The 19,683-nt window shown below is 38.7% G+C and carries 18 protein-coding genes, 1 tRNA gene and 1 pseudogene; 12 read left to right on the top strand and 8 right to left on the bottom strand.

The window, feature by feature from the left end; translation table 11 throughout:
* Positions 1-179 precede the first annotated feature (179 nt).
* From proQ to DXZ23_RS06605, 5 genes are all read left to right on the top strand, one after another.
* Positions 180-800 carry an RNA chaperone ProQ gene (proQ, locus tag DXZ23_RS06625; protein WP_017806221.1) on the top strand — a complete coding sequence of 207 codons (621 nt, stop codon included), beginning with the start codon at positions 180-182 and terminating at the stop codon, positions 798-800.
* A 76-nt stretch (positions 801-876) separates the two neighbouring features.
* A complete protein-coding gene (gene prc / locus DXZ23_RS06620) occupies positions 877-2,931 on the top strand; it encodes a carboxy terminal-processing peptidase (protein WP_017806222.1) in 2,055 nt (684 codons plus the stop codon).
* 80 nt (positions 2,932-3,011) lie between these two features.
* Positions 3,012-4,502 (top strand): L,D-transpeptidase family protein, encoded by a 1,491-nt coding sequence (locus DXZ23_RS06615; protein ID WP_017806223.1) that lies wholly within the window; start codon positions 3,012-3,014, stop codon positions 4,500-4,502.
* 96 nt (positions 4,503-4,598) lie between these two features.
* Positions 4,599-5,159 (top strand): peptidoglycan L,D-endopeptidase MepK, encoded by a 561-nt coding sequence (mepK, locus tag DXZ23_RS06610; RefSeq protein ID WP_021724507.1) that lies wholly within the window; start codon positions 4,599-4,601, stop codon positions 5,157-5,159.
* Positions 5,160-5,226: 67 nt separating this feature from the next.
* Entirely contained in the window at positions 5,227-5,859 is a 633-nt protein-coding gene (locus DXZ23_RS06605) for an MBL fold metallo-hydrolase (protein ID WP_017806225.1), read from the top strand.
* Positions 5,860-6,047: 188 nt separating this feature from the next.
* Here DXZ23_RS06605 and DXZ23_RS06600 read toward each other — a convergent pair whose 3' ends face one another.
* Entirely contained in the window at positions 6,048-6,986 is a 939-nt protein-coding gene (locus DXZ23_RS06600) for a Kdo(2)-lipid IV(A) acyltransferase (RefSeq protein ID WP_017806226.1), read from the bottom strand.
* 118 nt (positions 6,987-7,104) lie between these two features.
* Between DXZ23_RS06600 and hldE the strand changes: the two genes are divergently transcribed.
* Positions 7,105-8,532: a bifunctional D-glycero-beta-D-manno-heptose-7-phosphate kinase/D-glycero-beta-D-manno-heptose 1-phosphate adenylyltransferase HldE gene (gene hldE / locus DXZ23_RS06595; protein WP_017806227.1), complete on the top strand. Its 1,428-nt coding sequence runs from the start codon at positions 7,105-7,107 to the stop codon at positions 8,530-8,532.
* Between the two features lie 424 nt (positions 8,533-8,956).
* Here the strand turns inward: hldE and DXZ23_RS06590 are convergent, their stop codons facing one another.
* Complete coding sequence (locus DXZ23_RS06590) at positions 8,957-9,241, bottom strand: YcgL domain-containing protein (protein WP_017806228.1); 285 nt, start codon at positions 9,239-9,241, stop codon at positions 8,957-8,959.
* Between the two features lie 164 nt (positions 9,242-9,405).
* The gene (locus DXZ23_RS06585) at positions 9,406-10,008 is read right to left on the bottom strand and encodes a peroxiredoxin C (RefSeq protein ID WP_017806229.1); all 603 of its coding nucleotides are present in this window, start codon (positions 10,006-10,008) and stop codon (positions 9,406-9,408) included.
* 158 nt (positions 10,009-10,166) lie between these two features.
* Between DXZ23_RS06585 and metC the strand changes: the two genes are divergently transcribed.
* A complete protein-coding gene (gene metC / locus DXZ23_RS06580; RefSeq protein WP_017806230.1) occupies positions 10,167-11,360 on the top strand; it encodes a cystathionine beta-lyase in 1,194 nt (397 codons plus the stop codon).
* A gap of 83 nt (positions 11,361-11,443) precedes the next feature.
* Here metC and recR read toward each other — a convergent pair whose 3' ends face one another.
* Both recR and DXZ23_RS06570 read right to left on the bottom strand, forming a co-directional pair.
* A complete protein-coding gene (gene recR, locus DXZ23_RS06575) occupies positions 11,444-12,049 on the bottom strand; it encodes a recombination mediator RecR (protein ID WP_017806231.1) in 606 nt (201 codons plus the stop codon).
* Positions 12,050-12,136: 87 nt separating this feature from the next.
* The gene (locus DXZ23_RS06570; protein ID WP_017806232.1) at positions 12,137-12,466 is read right to left on the bottom strand and encodes a YbaB/EbfC family nucleoid-associated protein; all 330 of its coding nucleotides are present in this window, start codon (positions 12,464-12,466) and stop codon (positions 12,137-12,139) included.
* 114 nt (positions 12,467-12,580) lie between these two features.
* Between DXZ23_RS06570 and DXZ23_RS06565 the strand changes: the two genes are divergently transcribed.
* The 5 genes and pseudogenes from DXZ23_RS06565 (at position 12,581) to DXZ23_RS06545 (ending at position 16,951) form a co-directional block, all read left to right on the top strand.
* Complete coding sequence (locus DXZ23_RS06565; protein ID WP_021724503.1) at positions 12,581-14,518, top strand: DNA topoisomerase III; 1,938 nt, start codon at positions 12,581-12,583, stop codon at positions 14,516-14,518.
* A 51-nt stretch (positions 14,519-14,569) separates the two neighbouring features.
* Positions 14,570-15,220, top strand: a pseudogene (locus DXZ23_RS06560) (IS1595-like element ISHpa1 family transposase).
* 166 nt (positions 15,221-15,386) lie between these two features.
* The gene (locus DXZ23_RS06555; RefSeq protein ID WP_017805811.1) at positions 15,387-16,334 is read left to right on the top strand and encodes an IS110 family transposase; all 948 of its coding nucleotides are present in this window, start codon (positions 15,387-15,389) and stop codon (positions 16,332-16,334) included.
* A gap of 173 nt (positions 16,335-16,507) precedes the next feature.
* A complete protein-coding gene (gene secG, locus DXZ23_RS06550) occupies positions 16,508-16,846 on the top strand; it encodes a preprotein translocase subunit SecG (RefSeq protein ID WP_017806236.1) in 339 nt (112 codons plus the stop codon).
* A gap of 19 nt (positions 16,847-16,865) precedes the next feature.
* Positions 16,866-16,951 (top strand) — tRNA-Leu (locus tag DXZ23_RS06545).
* Between the two features lie 283 nt (positions 16,952-17,234).
* On the opposite strand, the gene DXZ23_RS06540 is transcribed toward DXZ23_RS06545, so the two are convergent.
* The 3 genes from DXZ23_RS06540 to DXZ23_RS06530 form a co-directional block, all read right to left on the bottom strand.
* Positions 17,235-17,384, bottom strand: coding sequence for a YadA-like family protein (locus DXZ23_RS06540; protein WP_165381621.1), 150 nt, complete (start codon positions 17,382-17,384; stop codon positions 17,235-17,237).
* A complete protein-coding gene (locus tag DXZ23_RS06535) occupies positions 17,362-17,859 on the bottom strand; it encodes a hypothetical protein (RefSeq protein WP_021724500.1) in 498 nt (165 codons plus the stop codon). The genes DXZ23_RS06540 and DXZ23_RS06535 overlap by 23 nt, the downstream gene beginning before the upstream one ends.
* 451 nt (positions 17,860-18,310) lie before the next feature.
* Positions 18,311-19,333, bottom strand: coding sequence for a branched-chain amino acid aminotransferase (locus tag DXZ23_RS06530; RefSeq protein WP_017806238.1), 1,023 nt, complete (start codon positions 19,331-19,333; stop codon positions 18,311-18,313).
* Between the last annotated feature and the right edge of the window lie 350 nt (positions 19,334-19,683).

The raw sequence follows: 19,683 nt of genomic DNA, 5'->3' as shown, positions 1-19,683 counted from the left end.
CTTGATGAGGCTAGATAATAGAGGGGATAAGGCAAGCTATTCTCTTTGATTGTGCTTAGCTTGAAGTAAAATAAAGAAAGTTTTCTCTAAAAGATTAAAAAATTGTCATTTCTGTGTAATTTACGCTAAAATGGCCGGCGTTTTTCTATTTAAAATAAGTGTTATACGAGATTTAAACAATGACAGAAGTAAAAAAATTGGCAAATAGCAAAGAAATTATTGCTTACTTAGCGGAAAAATTTCCCCTTTGTTTTACTGTTGAAGGGACGTTTAAGCCTTTAAAGATTGGAATTTTTCAAGATTTATCGGAAGCCTTAGCGGATGATGAAAGTGTGAGTAAAACACGTTTGCGTCAAGCATTACGCCAATACACATTAAATTGGAGTTATTTAAGTAGTTTCAAAGAGGGGGCTGAGCGCGTAGGACTTGATGGCGTAGCTGTTGCAGTGGTAGAAAAAGAACACGCAGATTATGCAGCAAAACAATTGGCTGAAGCAAAAGCTCAACTTGCACACAAACGTGCGGCGGAGCGAGTCAAGCAAAATAATGACGCTAAGAAAAAACAACATAAAAAGCCATATAAGAAAGTATTTGATAAAATATTTGATAAAAAGGGTGCACAGAAACCCGCGTTGACGTCCGTGGTTTTATCTCAGTTAGAGAAAGGAGCGAAGGTAAAAGTAAAAGCAGGAAATGCGGTAAAAAATGCGGTTGTATTAGAAATTGTGAAAGACAGTGTTCGCATTGAGTTAGATAATGGTTTAACCATTTCAGTGACAGCAGATCGCCTATTTGTGTAGGGTGTAGGTGATTTAAGTTTTTTAGTGGCAAAAGTGCCGAGGTTGTTTGCGTTGGCTTTAAATTAGGAACATTGTAATGAAATTTAATAAGAATAAAGCTTATATTTTAACTGTAGCAACGTTATTATTTGGCTTCTCGCAAGTTAATTCTAATGTTGCATTTGCGGTTGCACCCAAATTAAAATCAAGCGATATTACTATCCCGCAATTTAATGACAGCCAACAGCTCGTCACAAAACGCGTTACCGCTCGCTTAACACAATCGCATTATCGTAAATTTCAATTAGATGATGCTTTTTCACAAAAAATCTTTGATCGTTATTTAAGAAGTTTAGATTTTAATCATAATACTTTTTTGGCCTCTGACATCGAACAAATGCGAGAAGCATATGCTGATAAATTGGATGATCAACTTAATGAGGGGAAATTAGATATTGCATTTGCAATGTATAATTTAATGATGAAGCGTCGTTACCAGCGTTACCAGTATACCTTATCTTTGTTAGATAAAGAACCTAATTTAAAAAAGGATGATCAAATTGAAATTGATCGGAAAGATGCTGAGTGGCCTAAAACAGAGCAAGAGGCAAATGAGCTTTGGTTACAAAGAGTTAAAAATGATGTAATTAGCTTGAAATTGAAAGGAAAAAGCTGGAAAGAAATTAAGAAGAAGTTAATTAAGCGATATGATTTGGCAATTCGCCGCTTAACTCAAACTAAATCGGATGATATTGTTCAAGTGTATTTAAATGCGTTTGCGCGAGAGATCGATCCTCATACAAGTTATTTAGCACCAAGAACTGCAAAAAGTTTTAATGAAAGTATGAACCTTTCTTTAGAGGGAATTGGAGCGACTTTACAATCTGAAGATGGCGAAACTATTATTAAATCTCTGGTAGCTGGAGCTCCTGCGGAAAGAAGTAAAAAAATTAAGCCTGGAGATAAGATTATAGGGGTTGGACAGGCTACAGGGGAAATTGAAGACGTTATAGGCTGGCGTTTAGATGATGTTATTGACAAAATTAAAGGTAAAAAAGGAACTAAAGTCCGTTTAGAAATTGAGCCAGAGAAAGGTGGGAAATCCCATATTGTAACGTTAATTCGTGATAAAATACGTTTAGAAGATCAGGCTGCGAAGCTGACTATCGATACTATAGATGGTAAAAAAATTGCGGTTATAAAAATTCCAAGTTTTTACATTGGTTTATCTGAAGATGTAAAAAAATTACTTATTGAAATGAAGCAAAAAAAGGCTGATTCTCTTATTATTGATTTACGAGAAAATGGCGGTGGTTCATTGAAAGAGGTTGTTGAATTAACAGGACTATTTATTACAGATGGGCCTGTTGTTCAAGTACGGGATGCTTATCAACGTATTAAAGTTCACGAAGATCCAGATAGTGGTCAAATATATTCCGGTCCTTTGTTTGTGATGATAAACCGTTTTAGTGCATCCGCTTCGGAGATTTTTGCTGCTGCGATGCAAGATTATAACCGTGCAATTATTATTGGACAAAATACGTTTGGAAAAGGCACAGTTCAACAAAGCCGACCATTAAATTTTTCATTTGATGCAGAAGAAACTCCGATGGGGCTTATCCAGTACACAATTCAAAAATTTTATCGTATAAATGGTGGAAGTACGCAGCTGAAAGGTGTTAAACCAGATATTTCTTTCCCATCCATTATTGATATGAAAGAGTACGGTGAAGAAACGGAAGATAATGCATTACCTTGGGATAAAATCCCTCCGGCTAATTATTCTGAGATAGAAGGAAAAAAAGATAAGCTTATTAGTGAACTTGACCAAGCACATCAAAATCGAATGGAAAAAGATCCAGAGTTTATAGCGTTAAATCAGGATTTAAAGATATTGAATGAGAGAAGAGCACGGAAATATTTATCATTGAATTTTGATAAACGTAAAGCAGAACATGATATAGATGATGCTAAACGTTTAAATGATTTAAATGCACGTTTTAAACGTGAGGGCAAAAAAGCTTTAAAATCATTAGATGATCTTCCAAAAGATTATGAAGATCCTGATTTTTCTTTAAAAGAGGCTGAAAAAATGGCGGTTGATTTTCTTCGTTTGCAAGCACAAGAACCATTTTCAAATAAGCCGAATTAGGTTTATAAAATAAATGATTATTTTACCGCACTAAATAAGTGCGGTATTTTTTGCTGTTATTTTATATTAAGGAATCCGTGATGGGGAAAAGTTTATTTAAATTTGCTAATGCTTCAGTGTTATTAGGTATGCTCTACTGTATGGGCATATTGCTTTGTCCTAACACTCTTTTGGCTAGGGAAGGAGAAATATTAGGACAACAAACACCAATATTGACCAATGAGCAATTATTTCTGGAAAAAATGGTACTTTCAGAATATATGAAGGAAAGCCATAGTGATGAAAAATTCGCTAGAGAATATGGGCAATACTCTGAGCAATATTTGATAGATTTAGTGTCTTCCTTGCCAGTACAATTTAAGTCAACAATTACAAAAATTTATGCACAGAACAATGATATCTTATTATGGAATAATGAAGCGGAAAGACGATTTTTGCACGATTATGCGGCATTAGCTATTAGCGGTATATCAAAACACATAATGATAAAATTATCCGAACTTTATCAAATGGCTAATAGAGACCGTCTGACATACGATATTTTATTAACTGATGCTTTTTTAGGTTATCTTTATTATTCAAAGAATGTATTAAAATATGCTCAGAAATGGCTATATTCATCTAATACTTATGAAAGTCTTTTACCTAATGAAAATGATATTCAAGATTGGCTAAACGCAGTGAGGAATAATCAATCCCTTGATTTTATTTTAAAATTAGGGAGTGAAAATACTTTATATCGTCAAACTTTATATCAATTAGAAGCAATTGTTGCGGCTAAAAAATTAGATATAAATCAAATTTATAAATTAGCTATTAATTCCCAACGTTTGCGAATACTTCCAAATTTTTATAATGGTATTTTTGTAAATATTCCGAGTTATCAATTACATTATTATCGTGATGGGCATTTACTAATTAATTCTCGGGTGATTGTTGGCAAACCCGAACGTAAAACGCCAGTTATGTATAGTAAATTGGCTAATGTTGTTGTTAATCCACCTTGGATACCGACTTCTCGTTTGATTAATGAAGATCTTGTTCCTAAAATTAAACGTGATCCTAGTTATGTGGAACGTAATGGCTATACTATTTCAGATAAGAATGGAAAAACAGTTGATCCATATTCGATTGATTGGGAATCGATTACTAGCTATTTTCCTTATCATATCCGGCAGGCTCCAGGCGATAGTGCTTTAGGGCAGTATAAATTCAATATGCCTAGTACTGATGCAATTTATTTGCATGATACCCCTAATCATAGTTTATTTAAAAAGAAAAATAGAGCATTAAGTTCAGGCTGTGTAAGGGTGGAAGAGTCTGCTCAATTAGCAAATATTTTATTGAAGGAAGCTGGGTGGACAACGAATAAAACGAATGAAGTATTGAATACTAAGAAGACTGTTTCAGCAAGAGTTTTTTCTGATAATCCCGTTTATCTTTACTATGTTACAGCGTGGATGGACAATGGCAAATTATATACAGCCCCCGATATCTACCATTATGATGTTGTTCCAACAGATTTAAATAATATAGATTGGAATATGGTGAGAGAATACTTAACTCGATAGATAATAAATGGTAGGCTAGAATATTTATTTTATGAACTAATTATAAATAGGGTAGTCGAATCAAAAAACTACCAATATATTTAAATTTATTTGGCAATGAATAATATGAATCAAAACCGTAGAAAATGGCTTTCTCTTGGAGGGCTAACATTAGGTATGTCTTTACTACCTAAGCCACTGTTGGCAGTTATTGGAGTACCTAAACCGAAAGTATTAAGCTTTAGAAATATTAATACAGGAGAAAAATTTAGTGGAGAGTTTGATCCACAAAAAGGTTTTTCAGCTGAAAACTTGAAAAAATTAGATTATCTATTGCGTGATAAACGTAATAATCAAGTTCATAAGATTGATCCTAAATTATTCAATAAGTTTTATCAGATTCAAACTCGCTTAGGACTTAAGAATACAGAGATTCAAATTATTTGCGGATACCGATCAGCTAAAAGTAATGCTGCGATGCGTAAAAAAAGCCGTGGTGTAGCGAGTAATAGTTATCATATCCGTGGTCAGGCTATTGATTTTCGTATTAATGAGGTGGCTCTAGCTAAGTTGAAAAAAACAGCTGAAAGTTTAAATAATGGGGGAGTAGGATATTATCCCAAGAGTAATTTTATCCACATAGATACAGGACCAGTGAGAACTTGGCGGGGAAGCTGATATTTTTTGTTTGGCAAAATAATTAGGCTATTTGGAGCAAAACCCATAGCGAATTTAGGACGTGAAAATGAATATTGAAATTATCCCAGTGACTGAATTTAAACAAAATTGTTCCTTAATTTGGGATGAAAATAAAAATGCCGCAATTATAGATCCAGGTGGTGAGGCAAATAAGTTAATTAAACGTATTGAAGAGTTAGGTTTAAATTTAAAATTAATTTTACTTACACATGGGCATTTAGATCATATTGGTGCAGCAGAACAATTAAGAAATCATTTTAAGATTGAAATTTGGGGTTCTAATGAGGCGGATCGCTACTTATTTGAACATCTCCCTCAACAGGCAGAAAGGTTCGGTGTACTTTTTGAAAGTAATGCATTTGTACCCGATCGCTGGCTAAATGATGAAGGGGAAATTATTAATATTGGAGATTTATCTTTCGAAGTTTTAAATTTACCTGGACATAGTCCAGGACATATTGGTTTTATTAACCACAAGCAACGCATTGCTTTTACAGGTGATGTTTTATTTCAAAATACTATTGGTAGAACGGACCTTTATGGAGGAGATCAACCTACTTTGTTATGTTCTATTCGTGATAAACTCTGCGTATTACCCGATGATATGATTATCATTGCAGGTCATGGAAACTACACGACGATTGGTAGAGAAAAGAAACATAATCCATTTTTATTGTAGCGTAATCTGCGTTTATACTGTGAACGCAGATTGTTGATATGATTTTTTATAGTTATTAAATCAAATGATTTGACATTATATTCAATAAAATGTACACAAATAATCTAGGATAGTCCAAAATTAGAATAAAGGACTTGCGTAAAGAATGTTCTTTGGTTCGTCAAATATTTTAATGTAGTTAGAGAATCTTATTCTTCATATAAATTAGCATCACTTTCTTTCGGACGGGTTTTGAAGCGGCGGTGTAGCCACATATATTGTTCTACGCCTTGCAAAATTTCTTTTTCAACCACTTGATTCATTCGCGTTGCAATGTCCACTTCGTCATTCAGATCAGAAAAATCCACAGGGGCGGCAACCTTGATGGTGTAGCCTGAACCGTCCGCATTGCGTAGCGGGGCGAAGGGGATCACTTTGCTTTGCGGTGAGGATTTCAAAAGATAGTAGCTACCCGTGGTGGTGGCAGCGTCTTTCACAGCGAAGAATGGCACGAAGACCGCATTTTTTCTGCCGTAATCGTGATCGGGTGCGTACCAAATGATCTCACCGCGACGTAAGGCTTTGATCATACTGCGTAAATCTTTACGATCGAGCATATCTTTGTTTGAACGCAAACGCCCCCAAGTTTGTAGCCAGTCCATTAGTGGGTTATCGTTTGGGCGGTAAACGCCGATACCGGGGGTGTACATTCCTAAAATCCTCGCTCCAAGCTCAAGAGTTAAAAAATGTACGCCAACAAGGATAACCCCTGAAGCCTGATGGGTTTTAAGGTGTTCTAATCCCTCCACGTTTGACCATTTTTTCAGGCGTTTATCTGACCAAAACCACGCCATTCCCGTTTCGATAATCGCCATTCCTGTCGCTTTCACATTAGCTTTGGCGATGTCATCAATTTGCTGTTCGTTATAATTGGGAAAACAAAGTTTAAGGTTACGTTTGGCGATGTTCATTCGGCGTTTGCCGACACTTAATTGAGAAAATATCCAGCCAAGCCCATTACCGATGTGGCGTAAAATAGGATAGGGCAAAAAGAGAATGATTCGCCAAATGGCTAACCCTAGCCAAAACCCCCAATATTTTGGGGCGAGAAAGGCTCGTTGAAATGTGGGAAGTGATGAATTTGCCATAATAAATCAATAACTCATTATTAAAAGCTCGTAGTTTAGCGGAATTTTTAGTAAATAGCATTTATCCTATGGTAAAATTTGCGAAATTTTCAGTGTAAAACGAAAGGAATGAGAGTTAATGGCACAATATTCGACACAATTTCAGCAAGCAAAAGTGCTTGTTCTTGGTGATGTAATGTTAGATCGCTACTGGTTTGGGGCGACAAATCGGATTTCTCCCGAAGCACCAGTACCAGTGGTGCGAGTGCAGGAAAATGAGGAGCGTGCAGGTGGGGCGGCGAATGTGGCGATGAACATTGCTTCGCTTAATGTTCCCGTGCAGTTGTTAGGATTAACGGGGCAAGATGAGGCGGGGATTGCCCTTTCTTCAATGCTTGAAAAGCAAGGCATTGATTGCAATTTTGTTCAGCTTGCTAGCCACCCGACCATTACAAAACTTCGCGTACTTTCTCGTCATCAACAATTATTACGTCTTGATTTTGAAGAAGATTTCCATAACGTACAAAGTGATGAGCTATTAGCGAAATTACAAAGTGCGGTGCAAAATTTTGGTGCTTTGATTTTATCGGACTACGGCAAAGGGACGCTCAATGCGGTGCAATCAATGATCCAAATTGCACGACAAGCCAATGTACCTGTGCTTATCGATCCAAAAGGTACGGATTTTGAACGCTATCGCGGGGCAACGTTGCTCACCCCGAATATGTCGGAATTTGAAGCGGTGGTGGGGAAATGCCAGAACGAAGAAGACATTGTGGAAAAAGGCTTAAAATTAATCCGCGAGATTGAGTTGAAAGCCTTATTGGTAACGCGTTCAGAAAAAGGAATGACCTTGCTCCGCCCAGAGCAACCGCCATTTCATTTGCCGACAGAAGCGAAAGAAGTGTTTGATGTAACAGGGGCTGGGGATACGGTGATCAGCGTGTTGGCGACTGCATTGGCTGATGGGCGTAGCTTTGAAGAGGCGTGCTATTTAGCGAATGTGGCGGCGGGAATTGTTGTCGGCAAACTAGGCACATCGACTGTATCTAATGTGGAACTAGAAAATGCCATTCACGGACGCACCACCACAGGCTTCGGGGTAATGAATGAGCAACAACTAAAAGAGGTGGTAAGGCAAGCGAAGAAACGCGGTGAAAAAATTGTGATGACAAATGGCGTTTTTGATCTAATTCACCCAGGGCATATTTCTTATTTGGATAATGCTCGGAAATTGGGTGATCGCTTGATTGTGGCAGTAAATAGTGATGCTTCTGTTAAACGTCTGAAAGGCGAGAGTCGTCCAATAAATTCTCTTGACGCTCGAATGGCAGTGCTAGCGGGGCTTTCTGCGGTGGATTGGGTGGTAGAATTTACCGAAGATACACCACAACGTTTAATCAGCGAAATTTTGCCTGATTTGCTAGTCAAAGGCGGTGATTATAAGCCCGAAGATATCGCAGGCGGCAAAGAAGTTATCGCTAACGGCGGTGAAGTGAAAGTGCTAAATTTTGAGGACGGTTTTTCCAGTAGTAATGTGATTAACAAAATTCAGTCTTTGAAATAATGAGAGATATTCTATAAGGTCGAAAGCGTGGTAGAAAATTACGCTTTGGCGTTCTGACAAAGGTCTAGCTAAAAAGCTAGGCCTTTGTTTTTAGAAGGGAGCGATGTGCGAATATTTCAGGTGTGCTTTATCGGAGAGGCGTGTATGAAGATTTCTTGAAAAACAGATATTGATTGAGTAATTATGTCACTTTTATAATCGTTACCCGAATGTGCTGGCTCGTGATGAATACACATCAAAACTTGCACTAGGCAATTTGCCTGCTATGGTCGAAAGAGTTATTGGGAAAGTAACGGTTATTAAGGTATTTTAACAGGTAATATAGTTTAGCTTTAAAATGAAGTAGAGTGAATAAGATAGTACCCTTAAAACTAATAAGGGGAGACAAGAATCAACTTTTTAGGGGGGGGATAGTGTGAAAATATCAAAGTGCGGTCGGTTTTTGATGCTGCTTTTTGTGGAGTGCTAACAAATTTTCTTCTTGTTTAGGCATTTGTAGATAAAAGCCTTGTTGTTGGATTTTTTCTAGCACTTCTTGATTATCTGCGTTGATGAGTGATTTTTCGCCTTTAAGATTAAATAACATCACAAAAATAGGCGTGCCAAAACTGTCGCGTAGGGTTTCAGGTATGGACGAGAAATCATCGCGTTTGGCAATGTATAAATACATTCCTTCTTTTTTCTTACTTTTATAAATAGCACACAACATTTTTAGTCATATCAAAAAGGAAAGATTATAGATTTCTAGTATAACTAGCTAAAGATCAATAAAATTGCAATTTATGCTGAAATAGGATTATGCAATTGAATAGGGAATTAAACTAGTTTGATAGATTCCTGCTTAAGTAGAGGAATCTATCAATTATTTAACTATTATAGTTTATCGGCATTTTGTTTTAAGTATTTCGCAACGCCTTCTGGGCTGCCAGTCATACCTTCTTTACCTTTTTCCCATTGAGCTGGGCAAACTTCACCGTGCTCTTCGTGGAATTGTAACGCATCTACCATACGGATCATTTCGTCAATGTTACGACCAAGTGGAAGATCGTTTACAACTTGGTGACGAACCACGCCATCTTTGTCGATTAAGAACGAAGCACGAAGTGCAACACCAGCTTCTGGGTGTTCGATACCGTAAGCTTGTGCGATGTCGTGTTTAACGTCTGCTACCATTGCGAATTGAACTTCACCGATACCACCGGCATCAACAGAAGTTTTACGCCACGCATTGTGAGTGAATTGAGAGTCGATAGACACACCAACTACTTCAACACCGCGATTTTTGAATTCTTGATAACGGTGATCGAATGCGATGATTTCAGATGGACATACGAAAGTAAAATCTAAAGGCCAGAAGAAGATAACAGCTGGTTTACCTTTGATGTGTTCTTTTAAGTTAAAGTTATCAACGATTTCACCGTTGCCTAATACTGCTGATGCAGTAAAATCTGGTGCTTGACGAGTTACTAATACCATAGTACAAATCTCCTATAAAAAATTGATGATAGATATGCTTAAATAACAATAAGCGTAAATCGGCAAATATTCTAAAGAAAAGCACCGCACTTGAATAGCTGTTTTTATCTATTAAATTGATTATTTTTACCTAAATTTAATAAAAGTAAGGAAAATTTATGAAAGCAAATACTACATCAAACACCACTTTTGTTCACGCTGGACGCAAGAAGAGAATGACGCAAGGTAGCGTTAATCCTGTGATTCAGCGAGCTTCTTCGCTGGTTTTTGATTGCCTTGCAGACAAAAAAGAAGCAGGCAAAAATCTCACCAAAGGGGCGTTATATTATGGTCGCCGTGGCACGCTCACTCATTTTGCTTTGCAAGATTTAATGTGTGAATTAGAAGGTGGTGCGGGTTGTTATCTTTACCCTTGTGGCGCAGCTGCTGTAACCAATGCCATTCTATCTTTTGTTGCCACAGGAGATCATATTTTGATGACGGGGGCGGCTTATGAGCCAACTCAAGTATTTTGCAACGTGATTTTGCAAAAAATGGGTGTGAGTACCACTTATTATGATCCGCTTATAGGGGCGGAAATCGCCACTTTAATGCAGCCTAATACCAAAGTGGTGTTTTTAGAATCACCAAGTTCACTCACGATGGAAGTGCCTGATATTCCAGCCATTGTAAAAGCGGTGCGCGCGGTGAATCCTGACGTAGTAATAATGATTGATAATACTTGGGCAGCTGGTGTGTTGTTTAAGGCATTGGAACACGGTATTGATATTTCGATCCAAGCAGGCACGAAATATTTAGTCGGCCATTCCGATGCAATGATTGGTACGGCGGTTTCCAATGCTCGTTGTTGGGATAAATTGCGTGAACATTCTTATTTAATGGGGCAAATGGTGGATGCGGATACCGCTTATATGACTGCACGCGGTATTCGTACCTTAGCGGTTCGCCTTAAACAACACCAAGAAAATAGCTTAAAAGTAGCACAATGGTTGGCTCAACAACCTGAAGTCAAAGCCGTGTATCACCCTGCCCTGCCAAGCTGCCTCGGACACGAAAACTTTAAGCGTGATTTCACGGGGGCAAGTGGGCTGTTTTCTTTTGAGTTAAACGAAAAATTAACCCAAGAACAATTAGAACGTTTTATGGATCATTTTGAACTCTTCTCAATGGCGTATTCTTGGGGGGGATTTGAATCTTTAATTCTCTATAACCAACCTGAAGAAATCGCAAAAATTCGCCCGAATATTGCACGCAAACTCACTGGCACCTTAATTCGTGTGCATATTGGTTTTGAAGAGGTTGAAGAACTTATTCAGGATCTAAAACAGGGATTTGAACGTTTAAGAAATTAACTCATTAATGCTTATTTTCAGCGATTGTTGAAAATAAGCGTTTATAAAATTATGATTCCAAAAAAATTAATTTCTGAGTCATTTTAATATTGAATCTCTCTCCGTCCCGAAAAAGAATGCCCTAGGGTATTGCTATCCACCATTTCCAGTTCGCCGCCGACGGGAATGCCGTGGGCGATACGCGTTACTTTGATTCCTCGTTGCATACAAAGCTCGGCAATATAATTGGCAGTGGCTTCGCCCTCGATGGTCGGGTTGGTGGCTAAAATAACTTCGGTAAAAGCTTCATTTTCTAAGCGGCGATTGAGTAAATCCAGTCCAATCTCTTTTGGTCCAATTCCATCTAATGGGGATAAATGCCCCATCAGCACAAAATAACGCCCTGAAAATTGCCCTGTTTGTTCAATGGCTTGAATATCGGAGGGTTGTTCCACCACACAGAGTAAGCCCGAATTTTGACGGCGTGGATTTTCACAAATGGTGCAGACCGCTTCTTCGGTGAAGGTGCGACATTGTTCGCAATGTCCAATTTGCGACATCGCGGCGGTTAAGGCACGGGCGAGATCCATTCCACCGCTACGATCGCGTTGCAATAAATGATAAGCCATTCGCTGGGCGGATTTCGGCCCCACACCAGGTAAACAGCGTAATGTGTCAATCAGCGTTTCTAATAATGGACTGGTTTGCATTGTATCCCCAAAAAACGAAGAAAAAACACACCGCACTTTTTTCTGAATGGTGTGAATAAAAGTGCGGTGTGAATAAATGATGATTTTTTAGAATGGCATTTTAAAGCCAGGCGGTAATGACATTCCAGCCGTAACGGACGCCATTTTTTCTTTTTGCAATTCTTCCGCACGACGCACAGCATCATTAAATGCGGCAGCGATAAGATCCTCGAGCATTTCTTTATCGTCTTCCATCAGAGAGGGATCAATCTCAACACGGCGGCAATTATGCACCCCATTAATGGTGATTTTCACCAATCCCGCCCCAGATTCGCCCGTAACTTCTAACTGTGCGATTTCTTCTTGCATTTTTTGCATACGATCTTGCATTTGCTGGGCTTGCTTCATTAAATTGCCTAAGCCACCTTTTCCAAACATAATTTTATCCTCAGTGTTAAAAATCGCTACATTCTAACCAAAAATTAATAAATTGGGAACTATGAAATTTATGCTAGAATGGCGAACTTTGTTAAGTCGATTGATGTTGTCCCTATGCGATTATTTGTAGCTGAGAAACCAAGCCTTGCCCGTGCGATTGCTGATGTGTTGCCCAAACCTCATCAGCGTGGCGATGGGTTTATTCGTTGTGGCGAGCAAGATTGCGTAACTTGGTGCGTTGGGCATCTTTTGGAGCAAGCCGAGCCTGACGCTTATGATCCGCGATTTAAACAATGGCGGTTAGAACACCTTCCCATTGTGCCGATGAAATGGCAATTAATCCCGCGAAAAGCGGTGAAAAAACAATTAGATGTAGTGGTTAAACTCATTCATCAAGCCGATGAACTCGTCAATGCAGGCGACCCCGATCGCGAGGGGCAATTATTGGTTGATGAAGTGTTCAGCTATGCCAACCTTTCCGCTGAAAAGAAAGCACAAATCCAGCGTTGTTTAATCAGCGATTTAAACCCAAGTGCGGTGCAAAAAGCAGTAAAAAAATTACAATCTAATCAACATTTTATTCCTCTAGCCACCTCAGCGTTGGCACGAGCCAGAGCCGATTGGCTTTACGGCATTAATATGACGCGAGCCTACACCCTTCGCGGGCAACGAGCGGGCTATCGTGGCGTGTTATCCGTTGGGCGAGTACAAACGCCCGTGTTAGGGCTAATCGTTCGTCGTGATTTGGAAATTGAACACTTCCAACCGAAAGACTATTTTGAAGTACAAGCCTTTGTGCTAACGCTGGAAAAAACGCCGCAAAAATTCACCGCACTTTGGCAGCCCAGCAAAGCCTGTGAAGACTACCAAGATGACGACGGTCGCGTGCTTTCTCGTGCATTAGCGGAAAATGTAGTCAAACGCATCACGGGACAGCCTGCCACTGTCACGGATTATCAGGACAAGCGAGAAAAGGAAACCGCTCCGCTGCCTTATTCCCTTTCTGCCTTGCAAATTGATGCGGCGAAACGCTACGGGCTTTCCGCTCAAGAGGTGTTAGATACTTGCCAACGGCTGTATGAAACGCACCGTTTGATTACCTATCCCCGCTCTGATTGCCGTTATTTGCCCGAAGAGCATTTTGCGGATCGCCATAAAGTGATGAATGCCATTTCCGTTCACGCCTCCGATTATCAGTCACTGCCTAGCATCGTCAATCCAGAACAGCGGAATCGTTGTTGGAATGATAAAAAAGTGGAAGCTCACCACGCTATTATCCCCACAGCGAAAAATAAGCCCGTTAATCTGACGGCGACAGAGCGAAATGTCTATCAGCTTATTGCTCGTCAATATTTGGCTCAATTTTGTGCTGACGCAGAATTTCGCCGCTGCAAAATTACCCTCATTATTGCAGGTGGAAAATTTATCGCTCAAGCCAGTAATTTACAATTTGCGGGCTGGAAAGAGCTATGGGGCAAAGAAAATGAGGAACAAAATAACGCCGAGCCATTACTGCCCGAAGTGAAAAAAGGGCAAGAACTTTTTTGTGAAAAAGGGGAAATTTTAAGTAAGAAAACGCAACCGCCGAAACCCTTTAGCGATGCGACATTACTTTCCGCAATGACAGGTATTGCCCGTTTTGTTCAGGATAAAAACTTGAAAAAAATCTTACGCGAAACCGACGGATTAGGCACAGAAGCCACAAGGGCAGGGATTATTGAATTATTGTTTAAGCGTGGTTTTTTGCATAAAAAAGGGCGACATATTCATAGCACAGAAGCGGGGCGGATTTTAATTCAAGCCTTGCCAGATGTTGCCACGCTGCCAGATATGACCGCACATTGGGAGGCTCAGCTTAACGCAATTAGCCAAAAAAAACTTAGTTATCAACTATTTATACAAGATCTTGTGCAGTCATTATCGCCTTTACTTGCTTATCAAAATGACGCAGCTTTGCGTCAGTTAAGCCAAATTAACACGCAACAACAAACCCGCTTTAAACATAAAACACAGGCTAAAAAAGTGAAAAATGCACCTTGTATATTAAATTAAGGGGCTGTCCTAGATAACAACTAAAAAATCTATTTAGGTTAGAATGAACCAATGAGAAAAAGTCGTCTAAGTCAGCACAAACAAAATAAACTCATTGAGCTATTTGTTGCAGGTGTTACTGCAAGGACAGCAGCAGAGTTAGTCAATGTAAACAAAACGACTGCCGCATATTACTTTCATCGTTTACGCCAACTCATCTATCAAAACAGCCTTCACTTAGAGATGTTTGAAGGTGAAATTGAAGCCGATGAAAGTTATTTTGGCGGTGCTCGCAAAGGCAAACGTGGTCGTGGTGCGGCAGGGAAAATTGCGGTATTCGGGCTTCTCAAGTGCAATGGCAAGGTTTATACCGTTGCGGTTCCAAATACGCAATCTGCCACCTTGTTACCCATTATTCGGGAGCAGGTAAAGCCTGATAGTATTGTTTACACCGATAATTATCGTAGTTATGACGTGCTTGATGTGAGTGAATTTAGTCATTTTCGTATCAATCACAGCACACATTTTGCTGAAAATCATAACCACATTAACGGAATTGAGAATTTTTGAAGCCAAGCAAAACGCCATTTACGCAAATTTAATGGTATCCCAAAAGCACATTTTGAGCTTTATTTAAAGGAATGTGAATGGCGTTTTAATTACAGCAACATAAAAAGTCAAATTTCTATTTTAAAACAATTGGTTAAAGGGAGTTTAGTCTAGTTATCTAGGACAGCCCCAAAATTAATATAAAATAGCAACAAAACCCCGTTATCTGCATCTCGCGTCCGCCCCAGGCAACAAACCGAGTTGTAGCAATGAGAGCAGATAACATTTCACCAAAAAACCGAACAGTTGCCAGACTTAAACCCGAATGCAAGGCAGGTTAATGATGAATGAACAAACTTATTGTGGTATTGATGTTGCTAAACGTCATTTCGTCATTGGGCTTTCTACCCAAAAACGAACAAAAACCGAAACCAACAACCCGAAAGGGATTGCACATACCATTGAGTATTTACGTCGTTTCAGTGTGGACTTAATTGTCCTTGAAAGCACCGGTGGGCTTGAACTTCCATTAGCTAAAGCACTCCACCGCACAGGCTTTCGTGTGGTGATTGCTAACCCGCGACAAACCAATCAGTTTGCGATGTCGCAATCACTAGCAAAAACCGACAATAAAGATGCCAAAATGTTGGCTTTTTACGCCCAAATGCTCGCAATGCGTGATAATGTAGCACAGCAGCTTTACATACCACCCACTCCCGAGCAGGAACAGCTTGAAGCCCTTGTTTCACGCCGTAATCAGCTTGTTGAAATGCGTTTTGCGGAGAAAAACCGCCTTGAACAAGTTCATTCCACACAAGTATTCAGTGTTGAACAGCATATCGACTATCTCAGCCTGCGTATTGATGAGCTGGATAGGGAAATCGAACAGCATCTCAAACATTTTGACGATACAATAAAAAAGTTTAAAGACATCAAAGGGTTGGGTACACAAACAATAGCCGTTTTGATGTCAATGTTGCCTGAGTTAGGTCAATACACACATAAACAAATCGCTTCACTTGTTGGTGTTGCACCCCATCCTAAAGAAAGTGGCAACACCAAATGGAAAAGCCGCTGTTCAGGTGGTCGCAAAGCCGTACGAAATGCACTGTATATGGCAACATTTGTTTGTGTACGTTTTGAGCCTAAACTCAAACAATTTTACGAACGCTTACGTGCTAATGGTAAGGCGTTCAAAGTGGCGATTAACGCCTGTATGCGTAAGCTTCTCACCATTTTAAATGCGATTGTCCGCGATGACTCGCAATGGGACGCTCACGCACTTTAATTAACGAATTTGTATTTTTGCTTTTTAGCTGAATACAGTTGCTACAACGCCAGCGGTTTGATTATAATTGCGGCAATCAAACTTATTTTGGAAGAAAATCCCTTGCATCATAAAATTATATTCGTTAGTATTCGCTCGTTAATTTTTGGTATCCACTGGCGAAGAGAAAAATAATGTATCAAGCACTGTTAGTTATTTATTTACTTGTTTCTATTGCTCTTATTGGTTTTGTGCTAATTCAGCAAGGCAAAGGTGCGAATGCAGGTGCTTCTTTCGGTGGTGCATCGGGAACTGTTTTTGGTTCAAGCGGTGCAGGTAATTTCTTAACAAGAACAACCGCAATTTTGGCAGCTATTTTCTTTATCATCAATCTCGCTATTGCAAATATTAATAGCCATCACAATAATGTAACAGGAAGTAAATTTGATAACCTTTCACAAGTTGCAGAGAAAATTGGACAACAGCAACCTGTAAAAGTAGAAAGCAAACAAAATTCGGATATTCCGCAATAAAATCATCTCACAGAATTTAGCTCTGATGGTGGAATTGGTAGACACGCTATCTTGAGGGGGTAGTGTCCATAGGACGTGCGAGTTCAAGTCTCGCTCAGAGCACCAACTAGCCTAACTAAGCCTTTCGCAAGCACTCGAAAGGCTTTTTTAATGCCTGAAATATCAAGGTTTTAGACTATTTTACCCCTCGCAACTCATCATAATTGCATTTAATGTTAAAAACAATCAAGCAATCTTGCTTAAGCATAATATTTACAACCTCGAGCGGTATTGTTAGAACATCATTTTTCCTCACGTTTTACGGCACGTCTTCCCATTCTTGTCCCTCATCTTTGTTTTCTGTTATTAGTGTTTTATGGGCAAGCACTTATTCTATAAACTAGAATTGCTACCCAATAGAAGTTGATGTACTAAGATCTTTGTTGCTACCATTCATTCCAGTGGCAAGGCTAAATTTTGCTTTCCAATGTCCATTGTCACTTAATCTTGATACGCCGATAGCGACAGCACTACGATCACGATAAGTTCCTACGCCCAACAGCAATCATACTTTTTCCGTCTTTAGTCGCAGAAACTAAGCCTGCCATTGCATTGCTAGCAGCAATGCCACTAGCTAAGCGATTATCTAACAATTTTATATCACGTTGTAATTGCGTAATTTGTGTATTCAAATTTGGGATTAGTGTTCTGTTTTCAAGTTGTGTAATACGAGCATCGTGTGTATCTATGGCGGTTTCTAATTTCCCAATTATTGTGTTATTTTTTATATAGTTTTTCATTTCAGCAACAACCTCAGGGGTATTATCCTTACCATTAGGTATATAATTTGAAACCACATTATTGTAAAAGTCTGATCGCTCGTCGTAATCCTCATTTGTTACTGCTGTCCACGTATCAACACCAAGTATGGCATCAATAAGATCCAGCCTTTCACAAGGGGCACACTCATCAGCAGGTAGTACCTCGTTACCGTTACTTTCTCCCTTAGCTAAGGTGTTATAAGAAATTAACAATGTAAATAGGGTTAAAAATAAAGCAGGTATTTTTTCACTTTGATTAACATAATGATTCTCCTCATTTTAAGCAGTGGATAATTCGGTTTACGTTAATTTGTGGCATATCTCTAATATCATCATCAATTAAAAATTGCCTGTTGTATATTAAATATACTCGGGGGGGGGGGGTAAAAACAACTAAAAAAACGTAGATTTGTAATTTATATCTTATTTTTTTGATATCCATCAATAAGGATGTTTTTTAAGAGATATTGATGAAATATGATTACTGTTATTTTAATTTGAGGAAAAATTAAATGCTAAAATTGAAGATATGAGAATAGAGTCATAGATGCGTACATCGAACTTTGCAAAGGGTATTTTACAATACCCTTTGTATGTTGATACTGAAGATTTATATTCTAGACAGCACAAAAAAATATTAGTATTGATAAGGGCTGGTTAAGCCTTATTCAACTTTTACAATCCAATTATCAGGTGCGTCAATATCACCAAATTGAATGCTTGTAAGTTCGTTATACAGTTTTTGTGTGATTTCACCAACTTCAGTTTCCGAATAGAAAACGTGGAATTTATCACCATATTGAATACCGCCAATAGGGGTGATTACGGCGGCTGTGCCACAAGCACCAGCTTCTTTAAATTGATCTAACTGATTAATATAAATATCGCCTTCAATGGCTTCTAATCCTAATCGCTCTTTGGCAAGATATAGCAAGGAATATTTGGTAATACTTGGCAAGATTGAAGGAGAGAGTGGCGTAATGAATTTATTGTCTTTTGTGATACCAAAAAAGTTTGCAGCCCCCACTTCCTCTATTTTTGTATGTGTAGTCGGGTCAAGATAAATGCAATCACTGAAATGGCGTTCTTTGGCAAGTTTACCTGGATAAAGGCTTGCGGCGTAGTTTCCACCTACTTTAGCCGCTCCAGTGCCTTGTGGTGCAGCACGATCATAGCTTGAAACAATAAAATTGGTAGGCTTCATTCCACCTTTAAAATATGCCCCCACTGGGCTACAAAAAATAGAGAAAATGTATTCTTTTGCGGGGCTTAAGCCTAAATTATCGCCTACGCCGATCACAAATGGGCGTAAATAAAGCGTTGCACCTGTGCCATAAGGAGCAAGCCAATCTTGGTTGGCTTTAACCACTTGTTTACAGGCTTCCACAAACATTTCTGTTGGGATCTCAGGCATTAATAAACGTTGGCAACTTTTTTGCAAACGCAGCGCATTTTGTTCTGGGCGAAAGAGATTAATCGAACCATCTTTGCAACGATAGGCTTTTAAGCCTTCAAAACATTGCTGTCCATAATGTAATGAACTAGAAGCTTCACTAATATGTAGTACATTATCTTCGGTCAGTTCACCTTTTGACCATTCTCCATTTTTCCAATAAGCAATATAGCGATAATCTGTTCTGATATAACCAAAGCCAAGATTTTGCCAGTCGAGATTTTTAATTGTCATCGTTTTTCCTTAACCATTATTTTTTTGTCATAGAGTAGTTTTAATCTACACCATTCTTAAAAACTTGCAATAATAAAAGTGCGGTTATTTTTGAATTTATTTTGATTAGGAAAAATTTTGTGCATTCTTTATGGCGAGTGTGGAAATTTATTTCGGGAAAAAATGAAATTGTGGTAGGATCTCAGGCATAAAAAAACACCGCTTAAGGAAGCGGTGCTTAACCAAAAAAGGTCTAAAATATATACAGGAAGTGAAATGAGTAACTAATGAGTTACTCTGTTCGGTTTCCCGAACTATGCAAACACAACATCATACTTAAGTCGAAACTCTTAACCAATAAGGAATTACCA

The organism is Avibacterium paragallinarum (assembly GCF_900450705.1).
In the GTDB taxonomy this organism is placed as follows: domain Bacteria; phylum Pseudomonadota; class Gammaproteobacteria; order Enterobacterales; family Pasteurellaceae; genus Avibacterium; species Avibacterium paragallinarum.
Note: the sequence above shows the minus strand (reverse complement) of the source record. Positions and strands in the feature narration are given on the sequence as shown.

What these genes read in the sequence shown, in the direction of transcription:
- DXZ23_RS06615 (WP_017806223.1), top strand. Translation starts at nt 3,012, where the DNA reads ATGGGGAAAAGTTTATTTAAATTTGCTAATGCTTCAGTGTTATTAGGT.
- metC (WP_017806230.1), top strand. Translation starts at nt 10,167, where the DNA reads ATGAAAGCAAATACTACATCAAACACCACTTTTGTTCACGCTGGACGC.
- DXZ23_RS06600 (WP_017806226.1), bottom strand. Translation starts at nt 6,986, where the DNA reads ATGGCAAATTCATCACTTCCCACATTTCAACGAGCCTTTCTCGCCCCA.
- prc (WP_017806222.1), top strand. Translation starts at nt 877, where the DNA reads ATGAAATTTAATAAGAATAAAGCTTATATTTTAACTGTAGCAACGTTA.
- DXZ23_RS06555 (WP_017805811.1), top strand. Translation starts at nt 15,387, where the DNA reads ATGATGAATGAACAAACTTATTGTGGTATTGATGTTGCTAAACGTCAT.
- mepK (WP_021724507.1), top strand. Translation starts at nt 4,599, where the DNA reads ATGAATAATATGAATCAAAACCGTAGAAAATGGCTTTCTCTTGGAGGG.
- DXZ23_RS06570 (WP_017806232.1), bottom strand. Translation starts at nt 12,466, where the DNA reads ATGTTTGGAAAAGGTGGCTTAGGCAATTTAATGAAGCAAGCCCAGCAA.
- DXZ23_RS06605 (WP_017806225.1), top strand. Translation starts at nt 5,227, where the DNA reads ATGAATATTGAAATTATCCCAGTGACTGAATTTAAACAAAATTGTTCC.
- DXZ23_RS06590 (WP_017806228.1), bottom strand. Translation starts at nt 9,241, where the DNA reads ATGTTGTGTGCTATTTATAAAAGTAAGAAAAAAGAAGGAATGTATTTA.
- DXZ23_RS06530 (WP_017806238.1), bottom strand. Translation starts at nt 19,333, where the DNA reads ATGACAATTAAAAATCTCGACTGGCAAAATCTTGGCTTTGGTTATATC.
- recR (WP_017806231.1), bottom strand. Translation starts at nt 12,049, where the DNA reads ATGCAAACCAGTCCATTATTAGAAACGCTGATTGACACATTACGCTGT.
- proQ (WP_017806221.1), top strand. Translation starts at nt 180, where the DNA reads ATGACAGAAGTAAAAAAATTGGCAAATAGCAAAGAAATTATTGCTTAC.
- secG (WP_017806236.1), top strand. Translation starts at nt 16,508, where the DNA reads ATGTATCAAGCACTGTTAGTTATTTATTTACTTGTTTCTATTGCTCTT.
- DXZ23_RS06585 (WP_017806229.1), bottom strand. Translation starts at nt 10,008, where the DNA reads ATGGTATTAGTAACTCGTCAAGCACCAGATTTTACTGCATCAGCAGTA.
- DXZ23_RS06565 (WP_021724503.1), top strand. Translation starts at nt 12,581, where the DNA reads ATGCGATTATTTGTAGCTGAGAAACCAAGCCTTGCCCGTGCGATTGCT.
- hldE (WP_017806227.1), top strand. Translation starts at nt 7,105, where the DNA reads ATGGCACAATATTCGACACAATTTCAGCAAGCAAAAGTGCTTGTTCTT.